At 56.8% G+C, this 20078-nt stretch carries 18 protein-coding genes; 4 read left to right on the plus strand and 14 right to left on the minus strand.

Features of this window, described 5'->3' with window-relative positions:
- Position 1: 1 nt before the first annotated feature.
- From fhuB to nifJ, 6 genes are all read right to left on the minus strand, one after another.
- Positions 2–1924 (minus strand): Fe(3+)-hydroxamate ABC transporter permease FhuB, encoded by a 1923-nt coding sequence (gene fhuB, locus BV494_RS05125; RefSeq protein ID WP_104921873.1) that lies wholly within the window; start codon positions 1922–1924, stop codon positions 2–4.
- Positions 1917–2837 carry an ABC transporter substrate-binding protein gene (locus tag BV494_RS05130; RefSeq protein WP_104921874.1) on the minus strand — a complete coding sequence of 307 codons (921 nt, stop codon included), beginning with the start codon at positions 2835–2837 and terminating at the stop codon, positions 1917–1919. The genes fhuB and BV494_RS05130 overlap by 8 nt, the downstream gene beginning before the upstream one ends.
- Positions 2837–5188, minus strand: coding sequence for a TonB-dependent siderophore receptor (locus BV494_RS05135; RefSeq protein WP_104924709.1), 2352 nt, complete (start codon positions 5186–5188; stop codon positions 2837–2839). The genes BV494_RS05130 and BV494_RS05135 overlap by 1 nt, the downstream gene beginning before the upstream one ends.
- 129 nt (positions 5189–5317) lie before the next feature.
- Positions 5318–6349, minus strand: a complete 1032-nt coding sequence (locus BV494_RS05140) for a FecR family protein (RefSeq protein ID WP_104921875.1) — start codon at positions 6347–6349, stop codon at positions 5318–5320.
- Complete coding sequence (locus BV494_RS05145; RefSeq protein WP_226790033.1) at positions 6342–6935, minus strand: RNA polymerase sigma factor; 594 nt, start codon at positions 6933–6935, stop codon at positions 6342–6344. The genes BV494_RS05140 and BV494_RS05145 overlap by 8 nt, the downstream gene beginning before the upstream one ends.
- 339 nt (positions 6936–7274) lie before the next feature.
- Entirely contained in the window at positions 7275–10805 is a 3531-nt protein-coding gene (nifJ, locus tag BV494_RS05150) for a pyruvate:ferredoxin (flavodoxin) oxidoreductase (RefSeq protein ID WP_104921877.1), read from the minus strand.
- Between the two features lie 309 nt (positions 10806–11114).
- Here nifJ and BV494_RS05155 point away from each other — a divergent pair, with 309 nt between their 5' ends.
- Positions 11115–11396 (plus strand): putative hemolysin, encoded by a 282-nt coding sequence (locus BV494_RS05155; RefSeq protein ID WP_104921878.1) that lies wholly within the window; start codon positions 11115–11117, stop codon positions 11394–11396.
- Between the two features lie 35 nt (positions 11397–11431).
- Here the strand turns inward: BV494_RS05155 and BV494_RS05160 are convergent, their stop codons facing one another.
- On the minus strand, positions 11432–11848 hold the full coding sequence (locus BV494_RS05160) for an META domain-containing protein (protein ID WP_104921879.1): 417 nt from the start codon (positions 11846–11848) through the stop codon (positions 11432–11434).
- A gap of 214 nt (positions 11849–12062) precedes the next feature.
- Positions 12063–12788, minus strand: a complete 726-nt coding sequence (locus tag BV494_RS05165) for a pirin family protein (protein WP_104921880.1) — start codon at positions 12786–12788, stop codon at positions 12063–12065.
- A gap of 158 nt (positions 12789–12946) precedes the next feature.
- Between BV494_RS05165 and BV494_RS05170 the strand changes: the two genes are divergently transcribed.
- The gene (locus BV494_RS05170; RefSeq protein ID WP_104921881.1) at positions 12947–13837 is read left to right on the plus strand and encodes a LysR family transcriptional regulator; all 891 of its coding nucleotides are present in this window, start codon (positions 12947–12949) and stop codon (positions 13835–13837) included.
- Positions 13838–14513: 676 nt separating this feature from the next.
- Positions 14514–15572 carry an NAD(P)-dependent alcohol dehydrogenase gene (locus tag BV494_RS05175; protein WP_104921882.1) on the plus strand — a complete coding sequence of 353 codons (1059 nt, stop codon included), beginning with the start codon at positions 14514–14516 and terminating at the stop codon, positions 15570–15572.
- Positions 15573–15622: 50 nt separating this feature from the next.
- Here the strand turns inward: BV494_RS05175 and BV494_RS05180 are convergent, their stop codons facing one another.
- Together BV494_RS05180 and BV494_RS05185 are read right to left on the minus strand one after the other, a co-directional pair.
- Positions 15623–16546, minus strand: coding sequence for a DMT family transporter (locus tag BV494_RS05180; protein ID WP_104921883.1), 924 nt, complete (start codon positions 16544–16546; stop codon positions 15623–15625).
- Positions 16543–17130, minus strand: a complete 588-nt coding sequence (locus tag BV494_RS05185) for a TetR/AcrR family transcriptional regulator (RefSeq protein WP_104924710.1) — start codon at positions 17128–17130, stop codon at positions 16543–16545. Before BV494_RS05185 ends, BV494_RS05180 begins: the two co-directional genes overlap by 4 nt.
- A gap of 219 nt (positions 17131–17349) precedes the next feature.
- Between BV494_RS05185 and BV494_RS05190 the strand changes: the two genes are divergently transcribed.
- Positions 17350–17781 carry a CopD family protein gene (locus BV494_RS05190; protein ID WP_104921884.1) on the plus strand — a complete coding sequence of 144 codons (432 nt, stop codon included), beginning with the start codon at positions 17350–17352 and terminating at the stop codon, positions 17779–17781.
- Between the two features lie 63 nt (positions 17782–17844).
- On the opposite strand, the gene yahO is transcribed toward BV494_RS05190, so the two are convergent.
- The 4 genes from yahO to BV494_RS05210 form a co-directional block, all read right to left on the minus strand.
- Complete coding sequence (gene yahO / locus BV494_RS05195) at positions 17845–18123, minus strand: DUF1471 family periplasmic protein YahO (protein WP_104921885.1); 279 nt, start codon at positions 18121–18123, stop codon at positions 17845–17847.
- 302 nt (positions 18124–18425) lie between these two features.
- Positions 18426–19115 carry a GGDEF domain-containing protein gene (locus BV494_RS05200; RefSeq protein ID WP_104921886.1) on the minus strand — a complete coding sequence of 230 codons (690 nt, stop codon included), beginning with the start codon at positions 19113–19115 and terminating at the stop codon, positions 18426–18428.
- Entirely contained in the window at positions 19099–19500 is a 402-nt protein-coding gene (locus BV494_RS05205; protein WP_104921887.1) for a DUF1987 domain-containing protein, read from the minus strand. The genes BV494_RS05200 and BV494_RS05205 overlap by 17 nt, the downstream gene beginning before the upstream one ends.
- A 17-nt stretch (positions 19501–19517) precedes the next feature.
- Positions 19518–20072, minus strand: a complete 555-nt coding sequence (locus BV494_RS05210; protein ID WP_104921888.1) for a SiaB family protein kinase — start codon at positions 20070–20072, stop codon at positions 19518–19520.
- Positions 20073–20078 lie beyond the last annotated feature (6 nt).

Below are 20078 nucleotides of genomic sequence, written 5' to 3' on the forward strand. Positions count from 1 at the left end.
CCTACCGCCTCACCAGACCCCACAAAAACCACGGTCCCCCGAGCAATGCGCAGAGCATCCCGGCTGATACCGGCCACGGCCAGGCAATATTACGGCCAAGCCAGTCGGCGATCACCATCAGCAATCCGCCATACAGCGCGGCGAGCAGGCATTGCGCACGAAAACGGGTCGCGCCGCTGTAGCGGGCGAGCTGCGGCGCAATCAGGCCGACGAAACTCAGCGGGCCAATCAGCAGCGTGCCGCCTGCAGTCAGCGCGGCGGCGAGCAGTAAAATCAGCATATTACTGCGGCGCACACCGGCACCGAGCGCCCGCGTGGTCTGCTGTCCGAGGCTCAGCAACGTAATCCGGCGCTGCAATAACAACGCCAGCGGTATCAGCATCAGCGCCTGTCCCGCGCCCCACATTGCGCGTTCAGGCGTGATTCCGGCGGTCGATCCGGTGCTCCAGTTGAGCAGCATCATCGCGCGCGGGTCGCCGCTCATCAGCAACAACATGCTCAGCGCCATACTCAGGTTGGTCAGACACAGCCCGACCATCACCATCGATTGCGGCTGGAAATGCGACCGCATGCCGAACATAAACAGTGTGAAAATTGCCAGCAAACTGCCCGCCAGCGCGGCAGGGAAAAGCTGCGACAGCGGCTGATTAAACAGGATCACCAGCAACACCACCATCAGCGATGCGCCGCTGCTGATACCCAGCAGTTCCGGGCTTGCCAGCGGATTGCCGCTCTGGCGCTGGATCAGCACACCGGCTACCGCCAGCATCGCGCCCGCGCTGAGCGCACCGAGCATCCGAGGCCAGCGCCATTGCAGAAGTGAACCGGCTGCTGCCGTGGTGTCGGGCGTGCGGTTGACGAACAGCGAAAGCGCGATGCCGCACGCTAACATCAGCAGCAGAACGGCAATCCGGCGGCGCGTCAGCGAGCGTAACACCGGCATGTTCAAGGTTTGCGGGGCGATATACGGATTGCGCTGGCGGAACAGCAACATCAGCATCAGCGGCGCGCTGAGTAATCCGGCGAGCGCACCGGTCGGCAAATCCCCGCCTGCGGGTGAGAGAAATTGCGCCAGCTGATCGACGGCGGTCAGCAGCCCGGCACCGGCCAGCGGCACACAAATCAGCTGATGCGTGAAGCGCCGGACGCCCGCCAGACGGACCAGCGCCGGAGCGGCCAGCCCGATAAAACTGATGATGCCGACCTGACTGGTGATGAGCGCGCTGAGCGCCACGGCAACGGCGAGCGTGGCGATGCGAATTTTCACCACCGAAACGCCCAGCGCACCGGCGCTCTGATCGGACAGGCCGATCAGCATCAGCGGCCTTGCCAGCAGCGTGCTTCCCGCCATCAGACACAGCACCGGCAACAGTAAAAACTGCGCGACCGGCCAGCCGTTCTGGTTCAGCGAACCGGCCTGCCAGCTGAATAAATCACTCAGATAATCATGATTAAACAACACCATCAGCGTGTTCACGGAATTGCCATACAGGCTGATGACCATGCCGGTCAGAATGATTTTCAGCGGATCCAGCCCCTGACGGGCGATCAGCAGATAAAGCACCAGCGCGGTCAGCGCCGCACCGGCCAGCGCCAGATTCGTCAGGCCGAAAACCAGTAAACCGGGGAAAACGATAATGCCCGCCGACATCGCCAGATTTGCACCGGCGGCAATGCCCAAAGTGGCCGGTTCCGCCAGCGGATTGCGCAAAACCTGCTGAAAAAGCAAACCGGCGGTCGCCAGCGCCATACCGGCCAGTGCGCCGGTCGCCAGCCGTGGCAGAAAACTGTAATGCAAAAACAGGCTGGCCGTGGAAGGCAGATTACCGGCATGAAGGCGACCGAGATTACTGGCGAACAGCAGGGCGCATAGCAGCGCCAGCGGCAGGATAATCAGCCAGGGCAACGGGGAAAATTTACGCATGAGAATCAGGCTCCGTGAGCGCTGTCGTAATGTGCTGCGCCAGACCGGTCGCCGTCGTCAGGCCGCCGAACGGGAAGAAATGCGTCAGTTCCCGTGCGCGTCCGACCGCGACCAGCGGCAGCTGTTGCCATAATCCGTCCGGCTGGCGCAGGCGGGAAATCTGCGTCAGCGTCGTCGGTAATTCGGTGTAAAACAGCCAGTCAGCGGGCAATGACGCCAGCTTTTCAACGCTGACGTTTGCGGTGCCCATCGCGCCAACCGGCTGCGTCCAGGCGTTGCGCAGGCCGAGGCGGATGAGAATAGCGTCCGGCAGGCTGTTCCGGCCATACACCGTGGCGTATTTGCCGTCCTGACTGCGCACCGCCACCAGGATCCGCTGACCGGCCACGCGGCTGAGCCGTTGCTGGCCGTCACGCAGAGTGCGGGTGGCGCGGTCTGTCAGTTGTGCCGCCTGCGCGGATGCGGAGAATGTTTTGCCCAGACCGGCAGTGAAACTGACTAATGCCAGCCAGAGATCGCCCGCAGCGGGATAAACCGAAACGACCTGCACCGGCGCGATGCGTTGCAGGCTGTCGAGAAGGGCGGGCGCGATCATATCGCTGAGGATCAGGGTGGGTTTCAGGGCGGCGATAAGCTCGATATTTGGTTCCCAGTACGGGCCGATATCCTGCACATTTTCCGGTAAAACGGGTTCGGCGATCCGGCGGCGGAAGTAACCCACATCGGAAACGGCCAGCGGCGTAATGCCCAGTGACAGCAGGGTTTCCGCCGCCAGCCAGTTAATCGCGATAATACGATCTTCGCTTGTTGTTACGGACTGGGACGAAGCGGCCAGCGCCGCCGGGGCATTCACCCACGGCAGCGCCAGCAACGCTTTCAGACAGTCACGACGACTGAGTAAAAAAACGGACATCAGAAGCTGTATTTCAGCGAGCCGATAAACGTCCGTTCCTGCCCCGGATAGCAGCTGGTGTCGTCGTCACAGGTGCCAACATAGTGGTGATCAAACAGGTTCTGAATATTGAATCCGACCGTCACATGCTGGTTCACCTGATATTTCGCACCCGCATCCACCAGCGCGAAGTTCTTCACCGGAATGGTGTTGGCGTTATCGCCATACATGCTGCCGACATAACGCACGCCGGTGCTGAGCAGCAGGCCGTCGAGCACCCCCTGATGGAAACCGTAGTTCAGCCAGGTCGATGCCATATGTTTCGGCACGTTAGCCTGCTGTTTGCCGCGATCGCCGTTGTTGCTCTTGGTGATTTCCGTTTCGGTGTAGGTGTACGACGCCAGCGCATCCAGATTCTCCGTCAGCTTCACCGTGGTTTCGGCTTCGATACCGCGCGAACGTACTTCGCCGGACGCCACCTGATAACCGGTGATCACGTTATTCACGATCTCATTGGTGAGTACGTTACTTTTGGTGATATCGAACGCCGCCAGCGTCATCAGCAGCGTGGGATCCGGCTGATATTTCACGCCGACTTCATACTGGTGCGCCTGGCTCGGATCAAACGTACGGTTCTTGCTGTCGGTGCCGCTGTTTGGCACAAAAGATTCGGCGTAGCTGATGTACGGCGCAAGTCCGTTTTCGGCCAGATAGGTCAGACCGGCACGCCCGGTCCATGCGCCTTTGTCCACCCAGCTGGTGGTGTCAGTCAGGTTATTTTCGGTACGCATACTCACGTCATCATGACGGCCGCCCAACGTCAGCAGCCATTTTGGCGTCAGAGAAATCTGATCCTGCATGTAAACGCCGAGCTGTGCGGTGGTCTGATCGTTGTCATTGAGCGCGTAAGTCGGATCCGCGATATCCAGCCCGTACACCGGATTGTAGATATCCAGCGCCGGAGCGGCTGCGCCAAAACGTTTGGCATTGCCGTCGAGGCGGCTGTAATCCAGCCCGGTCAGCAGGCGGTGCGTCACCGGACCGGTGGCGAAATCAGCCTGCAACTGGTTATCCATATTGAACGCGCGCATGTGTTCATCAAAACGGATGGCGTTACGCGACACGGTGCCGGTGGTGAAATTGACGTTGCCCGGCAGCAGGTTGTTGAGAATGGTGTCTGTCTGGCCGTAACGCACGTTCTGGCGCACCTGGAAAATGTCGTTGAACTGATGGCTCAGTTCATAACCCACGGTGAACTGTTCCTGACGAAAATGGTTGTAGTTGTAATCGCCGAGCAGGGTGTCGGTGACGTTGCCGCCCGGTTTGGTGAGCACGGAAATAGTGCCGCCGGACGTATCGCGCAGGTAATCCGCGCGCAGGGTCAGGCTGGTCTGATCGTCAGGCAGCCAGGTAAATGACGGCGCGAGATACAGGCGGTTGTCTTCCACGTCCGGCCCGTTTTTGTACTGAAATTGCGTGTCGCTGTCGCGGGCGAGGCCAATGACGCGGTACAGATAGTGGCTGTCATCGTCAATTTTGTCGCTCATATCAAACTGTGCCTGGCGGCGGTTGAAATTGCCCAGTTCAACCTGAACGTCATGCACGCCCTGCGCGGACGGCAGTTTGCTGACGCGGTTCACAATCCCGCCCGCATCGCCCAGCCCGAAAAGGGTGGATGACGGCCCGCGCACGATATCAATGCGTTCGAGCGCGTACGGCTCGGTGCGGAAATAGCTGTAGCTGTTGTTGAGCTGACGCAGGCCATCGCGGTAATCGTTGGTAGTCAGGGCATTGAAGCCGCGAATATAAATCCAGTCATAACCTTTGGGATCGACACCGTAGGTTTCGGTTTTCACGCCCGGCACATAACGCAGCGCTTCCGTCACGGTTTGCACGTTCTGGCGATCCATACGCTCGCGCGTCACCACAGAAACTGACTGCGGCACTTCAAGCAGCGGCGTGTCGGTTTTGGTGGCGGAATTGCTTTCATGAGGAACGGTGGTCCACGCGCCGTATTGCCCGTTCACCGTCATGGTATCGGAACCGGCAGCAGGCTGCGGGGCGACGACAACCGTGTCATTTTCAATGCTGAAACTCAGGCCGGAGCCTTGCAGCACGCGGCCGAGCGCGGCTTCCAGCGTCATCGTTCCTTTCAAGGCCGGTGCCGTTTTTTGCGCCACAGATTCGGGCGCGGCAATCAGCTGCACGCCCGCCTGCTGTGCCAGCGAATTCAGCGAGGCGATCAGCGGCTGAGCCGGAAGTGAAACGGTGAGCGTAGCCGCCGCAACGGCGAGCGGTGAGCAAACCGCCAGCGCGATGGCGGTCAGGCCAGTTTTGAAACGGGCACCCTGATAAAACGTCGAAATGGTCATGCAGTTATCCCCAGAAAAAAACCAAATAAGAATCATTATCCTTTCTGAAGACGAGACCGACGCCAAAACCCTGACGTCGTCTCCTGAAAATTTTTAAACTTTTTTAGCGGGGGGGAATTTTTGTGACGTTCAGCGTTGTGATATTTGCGTTTCACCGGTCTGTGTGCTGATTTTTACCGGCAACACTTTTGGCAATGCGCGGATGAAACTGTCCGGGCGGTGAACGTTAAAACTGCCGCTGATGCGCAGCGCGGCGACGTCCGGCGAGGCTGCGTGGTAAGGCATTTCGCCGTAACGCGAGAATTCGGCCAGCGCCAGACTGAGCGGGGTGTTATTAAAATTAATTCGCGACTGCCGCCAGTCGGCAAGGCTGTCCGGCGCGACAGACGCCTGACGCGTCAGCGCGCCGCTGGCATCGCTGGTCGCCCGTTGTGAAGCGCGAAGCACCATCAGATGACGGTTTTGCGGATCCTGCCGCAGCGTAGCCATCACGCGCCAGTGCATATTTTGCAGCCAGGATCGCGGCCCGACACGCACCGCGCCGCGGCTTACGGCAACGTCCGTGCCATCACCGCTCATCGATTTCGGAATGTATCGTACGCTGAAATGAGTCCCCAAAACCGTCACGCGGGAAGGGCCGCTGAAAACGATAAACGGCTTATCTTCCAGATGCTGCACCTGAAAATAGGCCTGACCCTTGATCAGCGTGACTTCGCGGCGTTGCTCAAAATACGCAACCTGCAACTGCGTTTCGGCATCCAGGCTGACTACCGTGCCATCGGGCAACGTGAGTTGTTCTAATTCTCCGCGACCGGTATGGAACGCGGTGGTCATTACCGGCGGCGCAAACCACTGCCACGCGGGCCACATCAGCATCACGCAAAGCAGCGCGGCAACCGGGGCGGCAAACCAGAAAGGCCGACGCGCCTGCGGTTTTTTCACCGGCAGCGAAGCCCGCAACCGGGCAATATTTTCCTGCGGTAAATCTCCGACCCGCTGCCACACGGCCTGCATCGCCTGAAATTCCCCGGCATTTTCGCCCTGCGAGAGCCAGTCAGTAAACTCGCGCTGTTCGCGTGCTGACAAACCGGCCTGTTGCCGGCTCAGCCACCGCGCGGCCTGTTCGCTGGCGGACATCTGCGCATCAGAGATGTTATTCATCGCGGGCATCCTTTTCTGCGTGACCGGCGGCTTTCGGGGCGTGATGTTCCTGCTGCCAGGCGTCATTGCTGTTCCGGCAGGCAATCATGGCGCGGATAATATGCTTCTCGACCATATTGATGGATATTCCCATGTGGCTCGCGACATCCTTTTGCGACAATCCGTCAAAACGATGCAGGATAAAAGCTTCCCGGCATCGTGGCGGCAGGGCTTCGATGGTGCGGGTCATCAGCGCATTATACTGATTTTCTTCAATGAGTTCGTAAGGTTGCAGATAAGACGGTGCGGCAAAATGCGCGCCATCGGTTTCTTCAGACGCCTCATCCAGCGGAAGTTCGGGGCGGCGATAATGATCGACCAGCAGATTTCGCGCGATGCGATACAGCAAACTCCGGTGCGACCGGACCGGCTGCGTGACAGACAAAGCCCGGATAAACGTCTCCTGCGCCATGTCTTCTGCATGCTCGCGGTCACGAAGCTTACGGTTAATAAACCGATATAATTCAGTGTAATATTTCTCGAAAGCCGGCACTGGATTCTCAGATAATGAAAGACAGGGAACTTCTGCGATGCCTATTTTAGACATAAATCCCACAATCATTCATTCACAAATGATAATCATTCTCGAAATAAATTAACCTCATCCTTCCATTTGCCTTAAGTAAAAATTACGAAGTGATCTTTTAAGATGCCTGTTCGGAACCTGGGGTTATGTAATTCGGAAGATTGATGCCGGGTGATTTTGATTTGCTCCTTCCCCTCTCATGAGGGGAAGGACGGGATGGGGTGTTGGTTTTAACGGCTCAGTGGCCTGCTAAACCCCCTCCCAACCTCCCCCTTCGCAGGGGGAGGAGCAAACCAAACCGTTGTTATAATTGCGAAAGGTAAGATCGCGCCCACGACCTTGATTTTAAAGACCCCAGACTTAAGACTCAGACTCGCTCTTCTTCCCCGCCAGCAGCGCCAGAAAGTCATATTTCTGCTGCAATTCCTTCTCTGCCGCCGCATATAACTGCGCCGCCACTTCCGGTTGTTGCGCATTGAGCCTTCTGAACCGCTGCTCATTGTTGAGCGTATCGGTCAGTCCGCTGGAAGGCGGCCTTGAATCGAGCGCCAGCGCCGGTTTGCCTTCTTCCACACGACGCGGATCAAACCGGTACAGCGGCCAGAAACCGGTGGTGGTCAGCTGCTTCATCTGATCATGGCTGAGCGCCAGATCGTAGCCGTGTTCTTCGCACGGGCTGTACGCGATGACAAGCGACGGCCCCGGATAAGCTTCGGCTTCCTGAATGGCTTTCACCGTCTGGTTGAGCTGCGCGCCGAGGGAGATCTGCGCCACATACACATGACCGTACATCATCATGCTTACACCCAAATCTTTACGCGATTTGCGCTTGCCCTGTTCGGCGAATTTGGTGACCGCACCCAGCGGCGTGGCTTTCGACTGCTGCCCGCCGGTGTTGGAATAACACTGGGTATCGAGCACCAGCACGTTGACGTTTTCCGTCAGGCTCAGGACGTGATCCAGCCCGCCGAAACCAATGTCATACGCCCAGCCGTCGCCGCCAATCAGCCAGATGGATTTATCCACCAGATAATCCGCGTCGGTCGCCAGCTGGCGTGCGTCCGGCGTATCAATGTCGGCCAGAATTTTACGCAGCGCGGTCACATGCTCACGTTTAACTTCCGGCGTGGACGTTTCATCGCGCAGGCCGCCCAGCACATCGGCCGGAATATGCGGTTCCAGCGATTCCACCAGACGCAGCACGCGGCGGCGGTGCTGGTCGACCGTCAGACGGAAGCCCAGCCCGAACTCGGCGTTGTCTTCAAACAGGGAGTTCGCCCACGCCGGACCGCGGCCATCGGCGTTGGTGGTGTACGGCGTTGACGGCAAATTCCCGCCGTAAATGGACGAACAGCCGGTGGCGTTGGCAATCAGCAAACGGTCGCCGTACAGCTGTGTCAGCAGTTTGATGTAAGGCGTTTCGCCACAACCGGAACAGGCACCGGAATACTCAAACAACGGCGTAATCAGCTGCGAGGTGCGGATATCAATTCGTTCGAGCGTGGTTCTATCGATTTCCGGCAGCTTAAGGAAGAAGTCATAGTTGGCGCGTTCTTCTTCCAGATGCCCGATGCGGTCGGCCATGTTTATAGCTTTGATGGACGGATCCTGACGGTCTTTCGCCGGGCAGACTTCCACGCACAAATTACACCCGGTGCAGTCTTCGGGCGCGACCTGCAACACGTATTTCTGGCCGCGCATGTCGCGGGATTTAACGTCCAGCGATTGCAGCGCGGCAGGGGCGTTTTCCATGGCGTCCGGCTGAACCACTTTGGCGCGAATAGCCGAGTGCGGGCAGGCGGCGACGCAGTGGTTACACTGCGTACACAGATCCGGCTTCCAGATCGGCACTTCTTCAGCAATGTTGCGTTTTTCCCACTGCGTGGTGCCGGTCGGCCAGGTGCCATCCGGCGGGAAGGCGGAAACCGGCAGGGCGTCGCCAAGCCCGGCCAGCATGGTGGCGGTGACGGTTTTGACGAAATCCGGTGCGGCGTCCGAAACAATCGGCGGACGTTTGCGCGGATTATCCGGAATGGCCTGCAACGGCACGGCAACCAGATCTTCCAGCGTGGCGGCCAGCGCCATCCAGTTGCGCGTGACCACGTCTTCGCCTTTGCTGCTGTAACTGCGGGCAATCGCGCCCTGCAATTCTTTCAGCGCTTCATCACCCGGCAGGATCTGCGTCAGGTGGAAGAACGCCATCTGCATGACGGTGTTAATGCGCGCACCGAGTTTGCATTCACGGGCAATTTTCGCCGCATTAATCACGTAGAAACGGGCTTCGCGCTGGATCAGCGTGGCCTGCACTTCCAGCGGTAAACGCGCCCAGACTTCATCGGCGCTGAACGGCGTGTTGAGCAGGAAAATCCCGCCATGACGCAGACGTTCTGCCATCTGATACAGGTCGATAAACTGCCACTGGTGACAGGCAACGAAATGCGCCTGAGTGACCAGATACGCCGATTTGATCGGCTTTTCGCTGACGCGCAGATGCGAAACGGTCAGGCCACCGGCCTTTTTGGAGTCGTAAACGAAATACCCCTGCGCATACATCGGCGTGCTGTTACCGATGATCTTGATGTTGTTCTTGGTCGCGGAGACCGAACCGTCGCTGCCCAGCCCGTAGAACAGGGCTTCGAGTGAGGCGCGCTCAGGTAACTCTTCTTCAACCACCGGCAGGGAAAGCCCGGTGACGTCGTCATAAATGCCGACGGTAAAGCGCGGACGCGGTTTGCTGAGTGCCAGTTCGCGGAACACCGACAGTACGCAGTCCGGCCCGAACTCTTTTGACGATAATCCGTAACGGCCGCCGATCACTTTCGGCAGCGAATCGCGCTCGCCGCGGTTATAGGCTTCGGCCAGCGCGGTCATGATGTCGAGATACAGCGGTTCGGCCAGCGCGCCCGGCTCTTTGGTGCGATCCAGCACCGCAATGCTTTTCACGGTTTGCGGCAGCACGGCCAGCAAATGTTCAGCGCTGAACGGACGGTATAAACGCACTTTCAGCACGCCGACTTTCTCGCCGCGCGCATTCAGGGTTTCGATGACTTCTTCGGCGGTGCCGATCCCGGAGCCCATCAGGACGATCACGCGCTGTGCCTGCGGATCGCCGACGTATTCAAACGGCTTATATTCACGGCCGGTAAGGGCGGCGAACGCATTCATCGCGTCTATAACATGCTGGCAGGTGGCGTTGTAATACGGGTTGGTGGCTTCGCGGGACTGGAAATAGGTGTCCGGGTTGGCGGACGTGCCACGGATCACCGGGTGATCCGGTGACAAGGCGCGGGCGCGGTGTGCGTCAATCTGCACCTGCGGCAGCATTTGCTGGAGCGTGTCATCGCTCAGCGGTGCGATTTTATTGATTTCATGCGAGGTACGGAAACCGTCGAAGAAATGAATAAACGGCACGCGGCTGTTCAGGCTGGCGACCTGGGCAATCAGCGCGAAATCCTGCGCTTCCTGCACGCTGGCGGCAGAGAGCAGGGCGCAACCGGTCTGGCGCACGGCCATGACGTCGGAATGATCGCCGAAAATGGACAACGCGTGCGTCGCGACGGTACGCGCTGCAACGTGCAGAACAAACGGCGTCAGCTGACCGGCCAGTTTGTACAGCACCGGGATCATCAGCAACAGACCCTGCGACGAGGTGAAAGAGGTCGACAGCGCGCCGGTCTGCAATGCGCCGTGCACGGTGGAAATCGCACCGGCCTCAGACTGCATTTCCATTACCGTCGGGACATCGCCCCACAAATTCTTCTTCCCTTCGCCAGACCAGGCCCCGGCAATTTCAGCCATGGTAGAACTGGGGGTAATCGGGTAGATGGCAATGACTTCGTTGGTGCGATAAGCCACGGAAGCGACTGCGTTATTACCGTCAGTGGTGATCATGGAATACCCTTTGCTTTGCTCACAAACAGGCCGGAAAACAGTAATTTTCACCGGCAATAATCATAAAAGCTTAGCAGAGGGCGGAATAATCAATTTATCCTGATTGTGTGCATGGGTTTTTATTAGTCAGGTGAATGATTTGGCGGCAATGGCGGAATAAAGTGTTTCGTTTTATGAATAAAACCGCGATTTTTAGGAAAAAGTTGATGTTCTTTTGCAGCAGGGCTCGACGCAGGCGAAAAACGTCGGATATGATGACCGTTCTAAAAAATTCCCCGCTTTACCCTAAATCATTCAGGAGCAGGACAGATGATCACTGCGTTTCGCGTGTTACTGGCCGCCGGTGTGCTGGTGTTGGCCGCTTGCAGCAGCCATGACGATTCCGCTGACGTTCCCCAAAAAGGCAACAGCGTGAATGTCGGACAGCGTACCGTCAACATGGACAGCCCGGCGTATGCAGCCTGTTCAATGGCGGGCGGGCAACTCAGATTAGCGCCACAGCTCGATGGCAGCCGCGTCGGCATGTGTTCGATGGCGAACGGGCGTCAGTGCTCTGAAGCCTCGCTGATGCAGGGGCTTTGCAAAGCGTAAAAGAAACGCCAAACGAGAGTCTGGCGTTTTTATCATTACATCCGGTCTTTTAGGCGGTAAACCAGCGTATGTTTACCCTGTTTCAGGACCATCTTGTTTTCATTCAGAGAAACGGCCGCGCCGTTGTTCAGCACGTCGCTGATCACGTGATCCCATTTGTTCAGGTTCTCGTCCGGACACAGCATCATGGTTGAGGCCAGGCCTTTCACCGTCAGCACGTTATTTTCCAGATTGCCCTGACCCATAAAGCGGTTACACATCTGACCGGAAACATGCAGGTTTGAGCCGAACTCAATTTCCGGAATACGGCCCTGCGCGGCCGGCACCGTCTGGCCATCCACACTCAGCAACTCGAAACGGTGATGCTGCAAATCAGTTTGCTTCACGCCGGTCTGGCTGCTACATGCGCTGATAGTGAGGGCGGCTGCCAGAACAAACAGTGACTTCTTCATGTTCTCTCCTGAGAAATATTCCATATGTGTCATACATATCGTTACATTCATCTTAATATATTACATTTGGCATCGCAATTATATCGCCCATGAATGTGTCTGGCAGTGACTTCTGCGCACCTAATACCGGTGCCAAAAAAAGCCTGCGATCTTCCTTTGCGGGGAAGACCACAGGCTTCAGCTTTAGCGTACTTTACTCAGGCATTACGCCGTATCAGCGCGACGGATGATTCACTTCAACCGGACGCAAATCAAACAGCAGCACTTCCGCCTGATCGCCGTCGGTAAAGGTGATGCTATCTTCATTGCGGACGCGTGCGCCATCGCCGGTTCTGAATTCGACACCGTTCACTTTGATGCTGCCGCGGGCGACGTGGATGTAAGCATAACGATCCGCATCGAGGGCAAACGTCGCCTGTTCTGCACCGTCGAAGAAACCGGCGTAAATTTTCATGTCCTGACGTACTGTCAGCGAACCGTCTGTGCCAGAAGGTGAAACAATCAGGCGGAATTTCCCGCGTTTTTCCGCTTCTGCGACGGACACCTGCTGGTATCCCGGTGGGGTGCCATTTTCTGACGGCACAATCCAGATTTGCAGGAAATGCACGTTTTCTTCGCCGGAGTGGTTGAACTCACTGTGCGTCACGCCGCTGCCTGCGCTCATCAGCTGAACATCGCCGGGAACAATCACGGAACCGGTGCCCATTGAATCTTTATGTTCCAGCGCGCCTTCGAGCACATACGAGATGATTTCCATGTTGCTGTGCGGGTGCGCCCCGAAGCCGCGACCCGGCGCAACCTGGTCATCGTTAATCACCAGCAGGTCTGAGAAACCGACCTGTTTTGGATCCCAGTAATTGGCGAAAGAGAATGTGTGACGGGAATGCAACCAGCCGTGGTCACCTAAGCCGCGTTGTTCAGAGAGACGTTGTTCGATCATGGTGTACTCCTCAGTGTTGTCAGGGGGGGAAGTGCGCTTGCGCTTCCGATGAACAGAGAATACACGTAAACTAATTTGCTCAACAATGAGGTGGATTGACTATCACTGTCACACTTTAGTTGACAATAACCGGGTGTATTCCTCAGGGCGAAACTGACATGCAGATTGAAGATCTCCGTATTTTTGTGGCGGTAGTAAAAGCCGGGAATTTCACCGCCGCGGCGGAACAGTTGTTGCTGTCCAAACAGTACGTCAGCCGCCGGATGGCCGCGCTGGAAGCTTCGCTGAGCGTCAGGCTGCTCAACCGCAATACGCGCAAACTGTCGGTGACCGAATCCGGCCAGCTTTTTGCGCAACATGCGCAGCGCATTCTCGATGATATCGAAGAAGCCGAAAGGGCGGTTTCACCTAAACGGCAGGCGTTGCAGGGTTCGTACCGCATCAGTATTCCGATGTCATTCGGCATCAGCCATCTGTCGCCGCTGATTGCGGAGTTCTTGCAGCAAAACCCGGCGATTCAGTTTCAGGTGGAACTGGTGGACAGGTATGTCGATCTGGTTGGCGAAGGCTTTGATATCGCCATCCGTATTGGCAATCTGGCGGATTCCTCGCTGGTGGCGCGCCGTCTTGGGCAGCTTAAACGCGTTATCTGTTGCAGCCCCGGTTATCTCGAACGGCGCGGCACGCCGGAAACGCCGGATGATTTACTCCAGCACGATTGCCTGCGTTATGGCCGCGAAGGGCAAAACGGCTGGGAGCTGGAACGGCACGGCAAACTGAGGATTTTCGACGTGCGCGGGCCGGTGCTGAGCAACAATGGCGAAGTGCTGCGCGATGCCGCTATTTCCGGGCTGGGCATTGTTTTGCTGCCTGAATTTATCGTCGGCCCTGCGCTCGAAAATGGATCTCTGGTACAAATCCTTGACGCTTTCCAGCCCGGCTCGCTGAGCCTGCACGCGCTCTATCCGCAGCACCGCCAGCGCAGCGAAGTCACCCGCGTGTTTCTCGATTTCTTACAGGAAAGGCTGAAAGCACAACGGGTGTCGTGAGGTTTGCCGGCCAGATGGGCTAAAATCTTGGGTGGCCACCCAACTCCACAAGACCTTGGGTTGCCACCCAAACTGGCCTTAAGAGGCGCCTATCGCCGCGCCTCTTAAGAATCTCCGGCTCTTTCACTGCGCGCTACCGCTCGCTGGCACTGTTTCAGCAACGCCGGTTAGTGCCGCAAAATCCCGCCGCTGCGCGGTTCCCTTCACTCGGGTTTCGGAAGATAGATGCAGGCTGATTGTTGGTTTTCTCCTTCACCTCTCACGAGGGGAGGGCCGGGATGGGGTGTTGGTTTTAGCGACTCAGTTGCCTGCTAAACCCCCTCCCGACCTCCCCTTCGCAGGGGGAGGAGCAAACCAAACCACTGTAATAGGGTGAAAAAGCCTCAGGCCGCTATCAGAAATTTTGCTGACTGAGGGTTCGAGACCGTAAGGCTCGAAGCCCGTAGGGAAGGTAGCGCGCAGTAAATAAGACGCGAAACCGAAATATTCTCGATCCAGCCTCACGACGAGTGAAAACCGAAACGTTCTCGGTCTGTCGGGCCAGTTTGGGCGGCGAGCTGGCAGATTAAAAACGAAAAGTGAACAGAATCAGGCAAGGATTCAGGAGAACTGTGGCTTGTGGCTTTGAGGGTAAATTCTATAGTAAAGGGGTCACTATCAACTCAGGAGTTTACCGATGAAAACTGTTGGATTTGCAGCGTACGATCCGAAGAAACCGCTGGCACCTTACGCATTTGAACGTCGCGGCCTGCGTGAAAATGATGTCGCAATGGAAATTTTGTACTGCGGCGTCTGCCATTCTGATTTGCATACCGCCCGCAATGACTGGGGCTGGAGCTATTATCCGATTGTTCCCGGCCATGAAATCGTCGGGCGCGTGACGCAGGTGGGCAATCAGGTTTCCCGCTACAAAGTGGGCGACCACGTGGCCGTCGGTTGTCTGGTGGACAGTTGTCAGGAATGTGACCAGTGTAAAAAGGGCGAAGAACAGCTGTGCCGCGAAGGAAATACCGGCACGTACGCAGGTTACGACCGTTTCACCAAAGAGCCGACGCAAGGCGGATATTCCAAGCATTTAGTAGTGCGCGAGGAATTTTGCCTGCGTATGCCGGAAGGGTTAGATCTCTCCAAAGCCGCGCCGCTGCTGTGCGCCGGTATCACCACCTGGTCGCCGCTGAAAACCTGGAATGTCGGGCCGGGCAGCCGCGTGGGCGTGATTGGTTTGGGCGGGCTGGGCCATATGGCCGTTAAACTGGCCGTCGGGCTGGGCGCGGATGTCACCGTACTGAGCCGTTCCAATGCCAAAGAAGCCGACGCACTGGCGCTGGGCGCGAGCCGTTTGCTGGTCAGCGCAGACAGCGATGCCATGGCGCAGGCACACGATAATTTCGATTTGATTATCGATACCGTGCCGGTCAAACACGACATCACGCCGTATATGTCGTTGCTGGATGTTGACGCGACGCTGGTACTGGTCGGGCAGGTCGGGCCGATGGAAGAGTTCAATACTGTACCGCTTCTGCTGGGGCGTCGCCGCGTGGCGGGTTCGCCAATCGGCGGGATCCGTGAAACGCAGGAAATGCTCGATTTCTGCGCCGAGAAAAACATCCTTCCGGACTGCGAGATGATCCGTATGGATGAAATCAACGCGGCATTCGAACGTATGGAAAAAGCGGATGTTCGCTACCGTTTTGTGATTGATATGGCCTCGCTGGAAGCCCCTGCGGCGGTATAAGTATCTGTTATTTTTGCAAAAAAATGGCTCTGCAAAGGGCCATTCTTCGTTCAGGCCGATGTCAGCACCGGCCTTCTTCTCAGCGGTACGGTGATGAAAATCAGGCAGGCGACGACCAGCCCGATGCCGGTCCAGCCCATCGCAGGTAAACGTTCGCCGACAATCAGCACGGCCAGAACCGCCGCCACCGCAGGTTCAAGCAGCGTGATGGTGGTCGCCAGGCTGGCAGGAATGCGTGCCAGCGCGTAACCGAAACACACATAACCGGTAAACATCGGGATCAGCGCCATGTAAGCGCCGACCGCGGCGTTATTCCACGACGCCAGCAACGGCGCGCCGGTCACGAATAACACCGGCATCAGCATCAGACCGCCGAGGCCGAACGTTGCGCCCATCGACACACGCGAAGGTACACCGCGCTGCATGAGCTGACGCGCCGCCCACGCGTAAAGCGCGTAAGTCAGCCCGGCTACCAGTCCGAGCGCCATACCCGCAAGCGCGTGCGGCTGCTGGCCGGAAAGGGCGTGCGAGCTGCTTTCCGCCAGACATAACAACACCATTCCGGCGACGCCGATGGCCGCGCCCGTCATCCAGCGGCGGGTCAGACGCTGGCCCTCAAGCCAGTATTCAATCAGCGCAGAAAGCAGCGGGGCGGAACCGATGGAAATCACCGTGCCCACCGTCACGCCCGCAAGGTGCATCGAGGCATAAAAAGCCAGCGGATAGATGCCGACGGACAGGCCGCCGGTGAGTAAAATTCGCCAGTGCAAAGACAACGCCCGGCGGTATCTGAGAATGCCGCGTGCGGCGATTCCCGCCTGCAAAAGGCCGCCGATGCCCATTGCCACAGCACCAATCGCCAGCGGGCTGACCTGCGGGGCGAACGTCGCCGCCGTGCCCGTCGAGCCCCACAGTACTGAGGCAAAAACCACGGCCAGAATACCGAGTAACCGTTCAGCGGGGGTGCTCGTCACGGTGCCTCCATCATGGCTTCAGCCATCGCCATCGCCTGACGCACGCAGGCGCCATTGCCTTCCAGCCCGGCGCGGGAAATCGCCCCTTCGAGCAGGAATGAAAAATGCCGCGCCAGTAATCGCGCCTTCGCTTCATCGCCGGTAAACAGCGCCAGCAGATGGGCGGTCACAATGGATTCCACCTGTTCTTTGTGGCCGCGCACCGCGTGCCTGCCGGGCGCACCGGCGGGGAGTTCGGCGGCAGCGTTCAGCAGCCCGCAGCCACGGAATCCGCGCTCGTAGGCGAATTCTGCGTGGTCGTCATACGCGCGGAATACCGCCAGTACTTTTTCCTTCGGGCCTGACGCTTCCTGCTCGCGACGTGCATACAACGCCAGCCATTCGTCGTGGCGGACGGTGATGTACGTCGCAACCAGTTCCGCTTTGGATTCAAAATTGTTGTAGAGGCTTTTTTTCGCCACGCCCGCTCTTTTCACGATGGCGTCAATGCCCGTGGCGGCGATGCCGTCGTTGTAAAACAGGACGCGTGCGGCACCAAGCAGGCGGTCGCGGGCGCTTTCCGGTGGCGTTTCAGGTTGTGACATATCGTCGCTCATCTTTGCTTGTCATTATGTGGGTAGACCAGTCTACCTACTCAGTTTCCAAAAAGAAAGAAAACAGAAAGCCCGGCGTTCTGAAACGCGGAGACATTACCCGTGCCTTTATCAGGGGAAAAGGCCATAATCCGGTAAAAGCCGTGAAGAGACAGCAGGTTGAAGTTGTCCGGCGTACCGCATTGTCGTTAACTTTAGAAGGAATAAAACATGCTTCATGAGTGGCTGAATGCCCTGCACATCATTGCAGGCATATTGTGGATCGGCGGAATGCTGGCGATGGCGCTGGTTTCCATTACGTTTTCTAAAACCGCCGGAATGCAGGACAACGCAGGCAAAGCGGCGTTACTCGACACGGTTCGCCAATGGAACCGCTGCGTCACCAGCCCCGCGATGATTGTGCTGTGGATCGCCGGGATTGTGATGATTGTCAGCCACGGTCAGATCCCGCATGCGTGGTTGCTGATTAAAATCCTCGTGGTGTTCTTCCTTTCCGCGCTGCACGGTTTGCTCTCCGGGGATTTACGCAAACGCGCCACCGGCCAGCCAACAAAGAATTTCGCGTTACTGCGCAATGCGGCCGGGATCATCGCAATCTGCGTGATCGTCATCGGGGTATTAGCGGTCATCCGGCCTTTTTAGACCGTATTTTCAGCATAAAAAAACCACGCCTTGACGTGGTTTTTTTACGATCACATGAGCTGCTTATTTTTTCTTATACACGTCAGCGGTACCGTGGATTTTATTATTGGTATTCCCGGAGGTTAATACAAATACATCGCCGCCTTTTTTATCCGCTTTCTTGGATAAGTCTTCAAGTGCGCCAGACTGGGATGTTTTATTCGACGTGGTGACGGAACCGACTTTTGTATATTGGGACGCGACTTTTTCAAAATCTGTTTTCTTCAAAAGCTGAGCTGAAAATGCGCTAAAGGAAAAACCACCGGTTAAAGCCACTGCCAACAATGCGTGAGATATTTTCATTTTTTGCCTCAGAAGGATGAATACCGGAAACCCGGCAAAATAAGCCTGTCAATAATTACCCTGTTAAGTGATAAGCCGGTTCAAAAACAGCGGTTTATCACGTGGTTTAAGTAATAGACAAGGAACGTGATTATTACAAGGCGGAATGAATATTCTTTGATGATTATCCCGCTGTGGTATTTCTCCGTGTTGCCCGCCTGTGTTATTCACCTGTGCTATTCATCCGTTAATTCAGCGACAAAAAATTGTTTCATGGCTAATTATTAACGTTGAACCCGATCACATTGATGTTTACAGCCTGACTATCCGCAATGCACCCGGTTTCTGCCGCGTCTTTTCGCTTCATACATAGCGGTATCGGCGTCGTTGTACAACGTATCAAAGCTGCTGTTCTGCTTTCCCCAGCTTACGCCCAGACTTGCCGTCACCAGCTGATTGGGCAGTAAATCCAGCGGTGACGCGTTGAGCAGCGCATGAATATACCCGGCGACAATCACCGACTGGGCTTTGGTGTAACGGGGCAGCAGGATGGTGAACTCCTCGCCGCCGACGCGTCCGATACTGCCTAAATCCGGCACGGATTGTTCGATGCGCCGGATCAACCCGCAAATCACCGCATCGCCCGCCGGATGCCCGTACTGATCGTTAATCGCCTTAAAATGATCAATATCGAGCAAAATCAGCCCGGCTTCTCCGGTGTTCAGGGCTTTCGTTATCTGATCAATGATGGCGCTGCGGTTAAAGACCTGAGTCAGCGGGTCGTGCGTGGCCTCATATGCCAGCCGTTCATTGAGCTGGTTCAGATCCCGTTCGGCGCGATCGCTGCGCCTTATCAGCCGGTAAGATTCATTCATGATCTTCTGATAATGCGCGGTCAGTTTGATCAGCGCGTCGCGATAAACTTCCGCCTCCAGCCCTTGCGTCTCGGCCAGTTCGCGGTTGTCTTGCAGGATGGCGCTTTCTGCCGTAAATAACTCATCTAAGCTCGTCATAATAGCTTTCCGCATGGAGGTGGAAGGCGATGGCGGGGAAATCAAGGCTCAGTTCCTGGCCAAATTCTTCTGAAATATCGTCCTCAGGGTCGTAATACCAGTGCAGCGTCGCAGCGACGGCACCGCTGTTAAGTGCACTCAGCAGGCTGAAAAGCATTTTGGTGCTGGAGCTGTTGAAATAACTCAGCGCAACGTGCAGTGTCAGCGAAGGATCCGCGTGCAGAGAAGGCGGCGCGACAAAGCTTTCCAGCGCGGTGATCAGCGGACGATAAAAGGCTGCCGCATTCTCCGGATAAGACTCACCGGCCAGAGACAAGGTTCGGCCATCAAAATCAAATTCAACTTCCGGCGTGCAGGAAGTCGCAGGGATGCTGATATTATTCATAGTGATGCGCTCTTTTTTTAGATTATGGCTTTCAGATGAAAAGTGGACAGTTCAGAGGCTTCCACCTGACAAAAAGTAAATTCCAGCGGTTCACTGGCATCGCGGGCGAGAGTGAGCAGGCCAATATTCGCCCCTTTGCTCCACGCCGGACTTTCCGCACGCAGCGACGCTTTATAAGTGAGTTTGATTTCATCGGCGCTCATGGTTCTGATTGTTTCCAGATAGTCGCGCAGCCGCACAATGTCTTCCGGGCGGATCAGATTGGTGCTTTCGCACACATACCGGCCATTATCGATGCCCAGCGTGACGGAGCCGAAGCGCATTTCGTCGTCAGCACGCGCCAGCGCCCGGCTGTCGGAGGAGTAACGCAGGATGTTTTGCACCATCTCTATAAAGGTGGAAAACAGCTTACGGCGCGTGCTGGACGAGGTCTCATGCTGTTCCAGATACAAACGGATCACTTCGCCCATCGCAGTAATATTGTTCTGCGAGAAGAATCCGGTGTACTGCAATGCCACCACGTCATAATGCGGCGCACTGAACGGTCCGGTGAAAACGGGTTCGCTTGTCATAAATAA

It is taken from the genome of Rahnella sikkimica, from assembly GCF_002951615.1.
In the GTDB taxonomy this organism is placed as follows: domain Bacteria; phylum Pseudomonadota; class Gammaproteobacteria; order Enterobacterales; family Enterobacteriaceae; genus Rahnella; species Rahnella sikkimica.

Coding starts and splice junctions, on each gene's coding strand:
- fhuB (WP_104921873.1), bottom strand. CDS start 1,924: ATGCGTAAATTTTCCCCGTTGCCCTGGCTGATTATCCTGCCGCTGGCG.
- BV494_RS05130 (WP_104921874.1), bottom strand. CDS start 2,837: ATGTCCGTTTTTTTACTCAGTCGTCGTGACTGTCTGAAAGCGTTGCTG.
- BV494_RS05135 (WP_104924709.1), bottom strand. CDS start 5,188: ATGACCATTTCGACGTTTTATCAGGGTGCCCGTTTCAAAACTGGCCTG.
- BV494_RS05140 (WP_104921875.1), bottom strand. CDS start 6,349: ATGAATAACATCTCTGATGCGCAGATGTCCGCCAGCGAACAGGCCGCG.
- BV494_RS05145 (WP_226790033.1), bottom strand. CDS start 6,935: ATGTCTAAAATAGGCATCGCAGAAGTTCCCTGTCTTTCATTATCTGAG.
- nifJ (WP_104921877.1), bottom strand. CDS start 10,805: ATGATCACCACTGACGGTAATAACGCAGTCGCTTCCGTGGCTTATCGC.
- BV494_RS05155 (WP_104921878.1), top strand. CDS start 11,115: ATGATCACTGCGTTTCGCGTGTTACTGGCCGCCGGTGTGCTGGTGTTG.
- BV494_RS05160 (WP_104921879.1), bottom strand. CDS start 11,848: ATGAAGAAGTCACTGTTTGTTCTGGCAGCCGCCCTCACTATCAGCGCA.
- BV494_RS05165 (WP_104921880.1), bottom strand. CDS start 12,788: ATGATCGAACAACGTCTCTCTGAACAACGCGGCTTAGGTGACCACGGC.
- BV494_RS05170 (WP_104921881.1), top strand. CDS start 12,947: ATGCAGATTGAAGATCTCCGTATTTTTGTGGCGGTAGTAAAAGCCGGG.
- BV494_RS05175 (WP_104921882.1), top strand. CDS start 14,514: ATGAAAACTGTTGGATTTGCAGCGTACGATCCGAAGAAACCGCTGGCA.
- BV494_RS05185 (WP_104924710.1), bottom strand. CDS start 17,130: ATGTCACAACCTGAAACGCCACCGGAAAGCGCCCGCGACCGCCTGCTT.
- BV494_RS05190 (WP_104921884.1), top strand. CDS start 17,350: ATGCTTCATGAGTGGCTGAATGCCCTGCACATCATTGCAGGCATATTG.
- yahO (WP_104921885.1), bottom strand. CDS start 18,123: ATGAAAATATCTCACGCATTGTTGGCAGTGGCTTTAACCGGTGGTTTT.
- BV494_RS05200 (WP_104921886.1), bottom strand. CDS start 19,115: ATGACGAGCTTAGATGAGTTATTTACGGCAGAAAGCGCCATCCTGCAA.
- BV494_RS05205 (WP_104921887.1), bottom strand. CDS start 19,500: ATGAATAATATCAGCATCCCTGCGACTTCCTGCACGCCGGAAGTTGAA.
- BV494_RS05210 (WP_104921888.1), bottom strand. CDS start 20,072: ATGACAAGCGAACCCGTTTTCACCGGACCGTTCAGTGCGCCGCATTAT.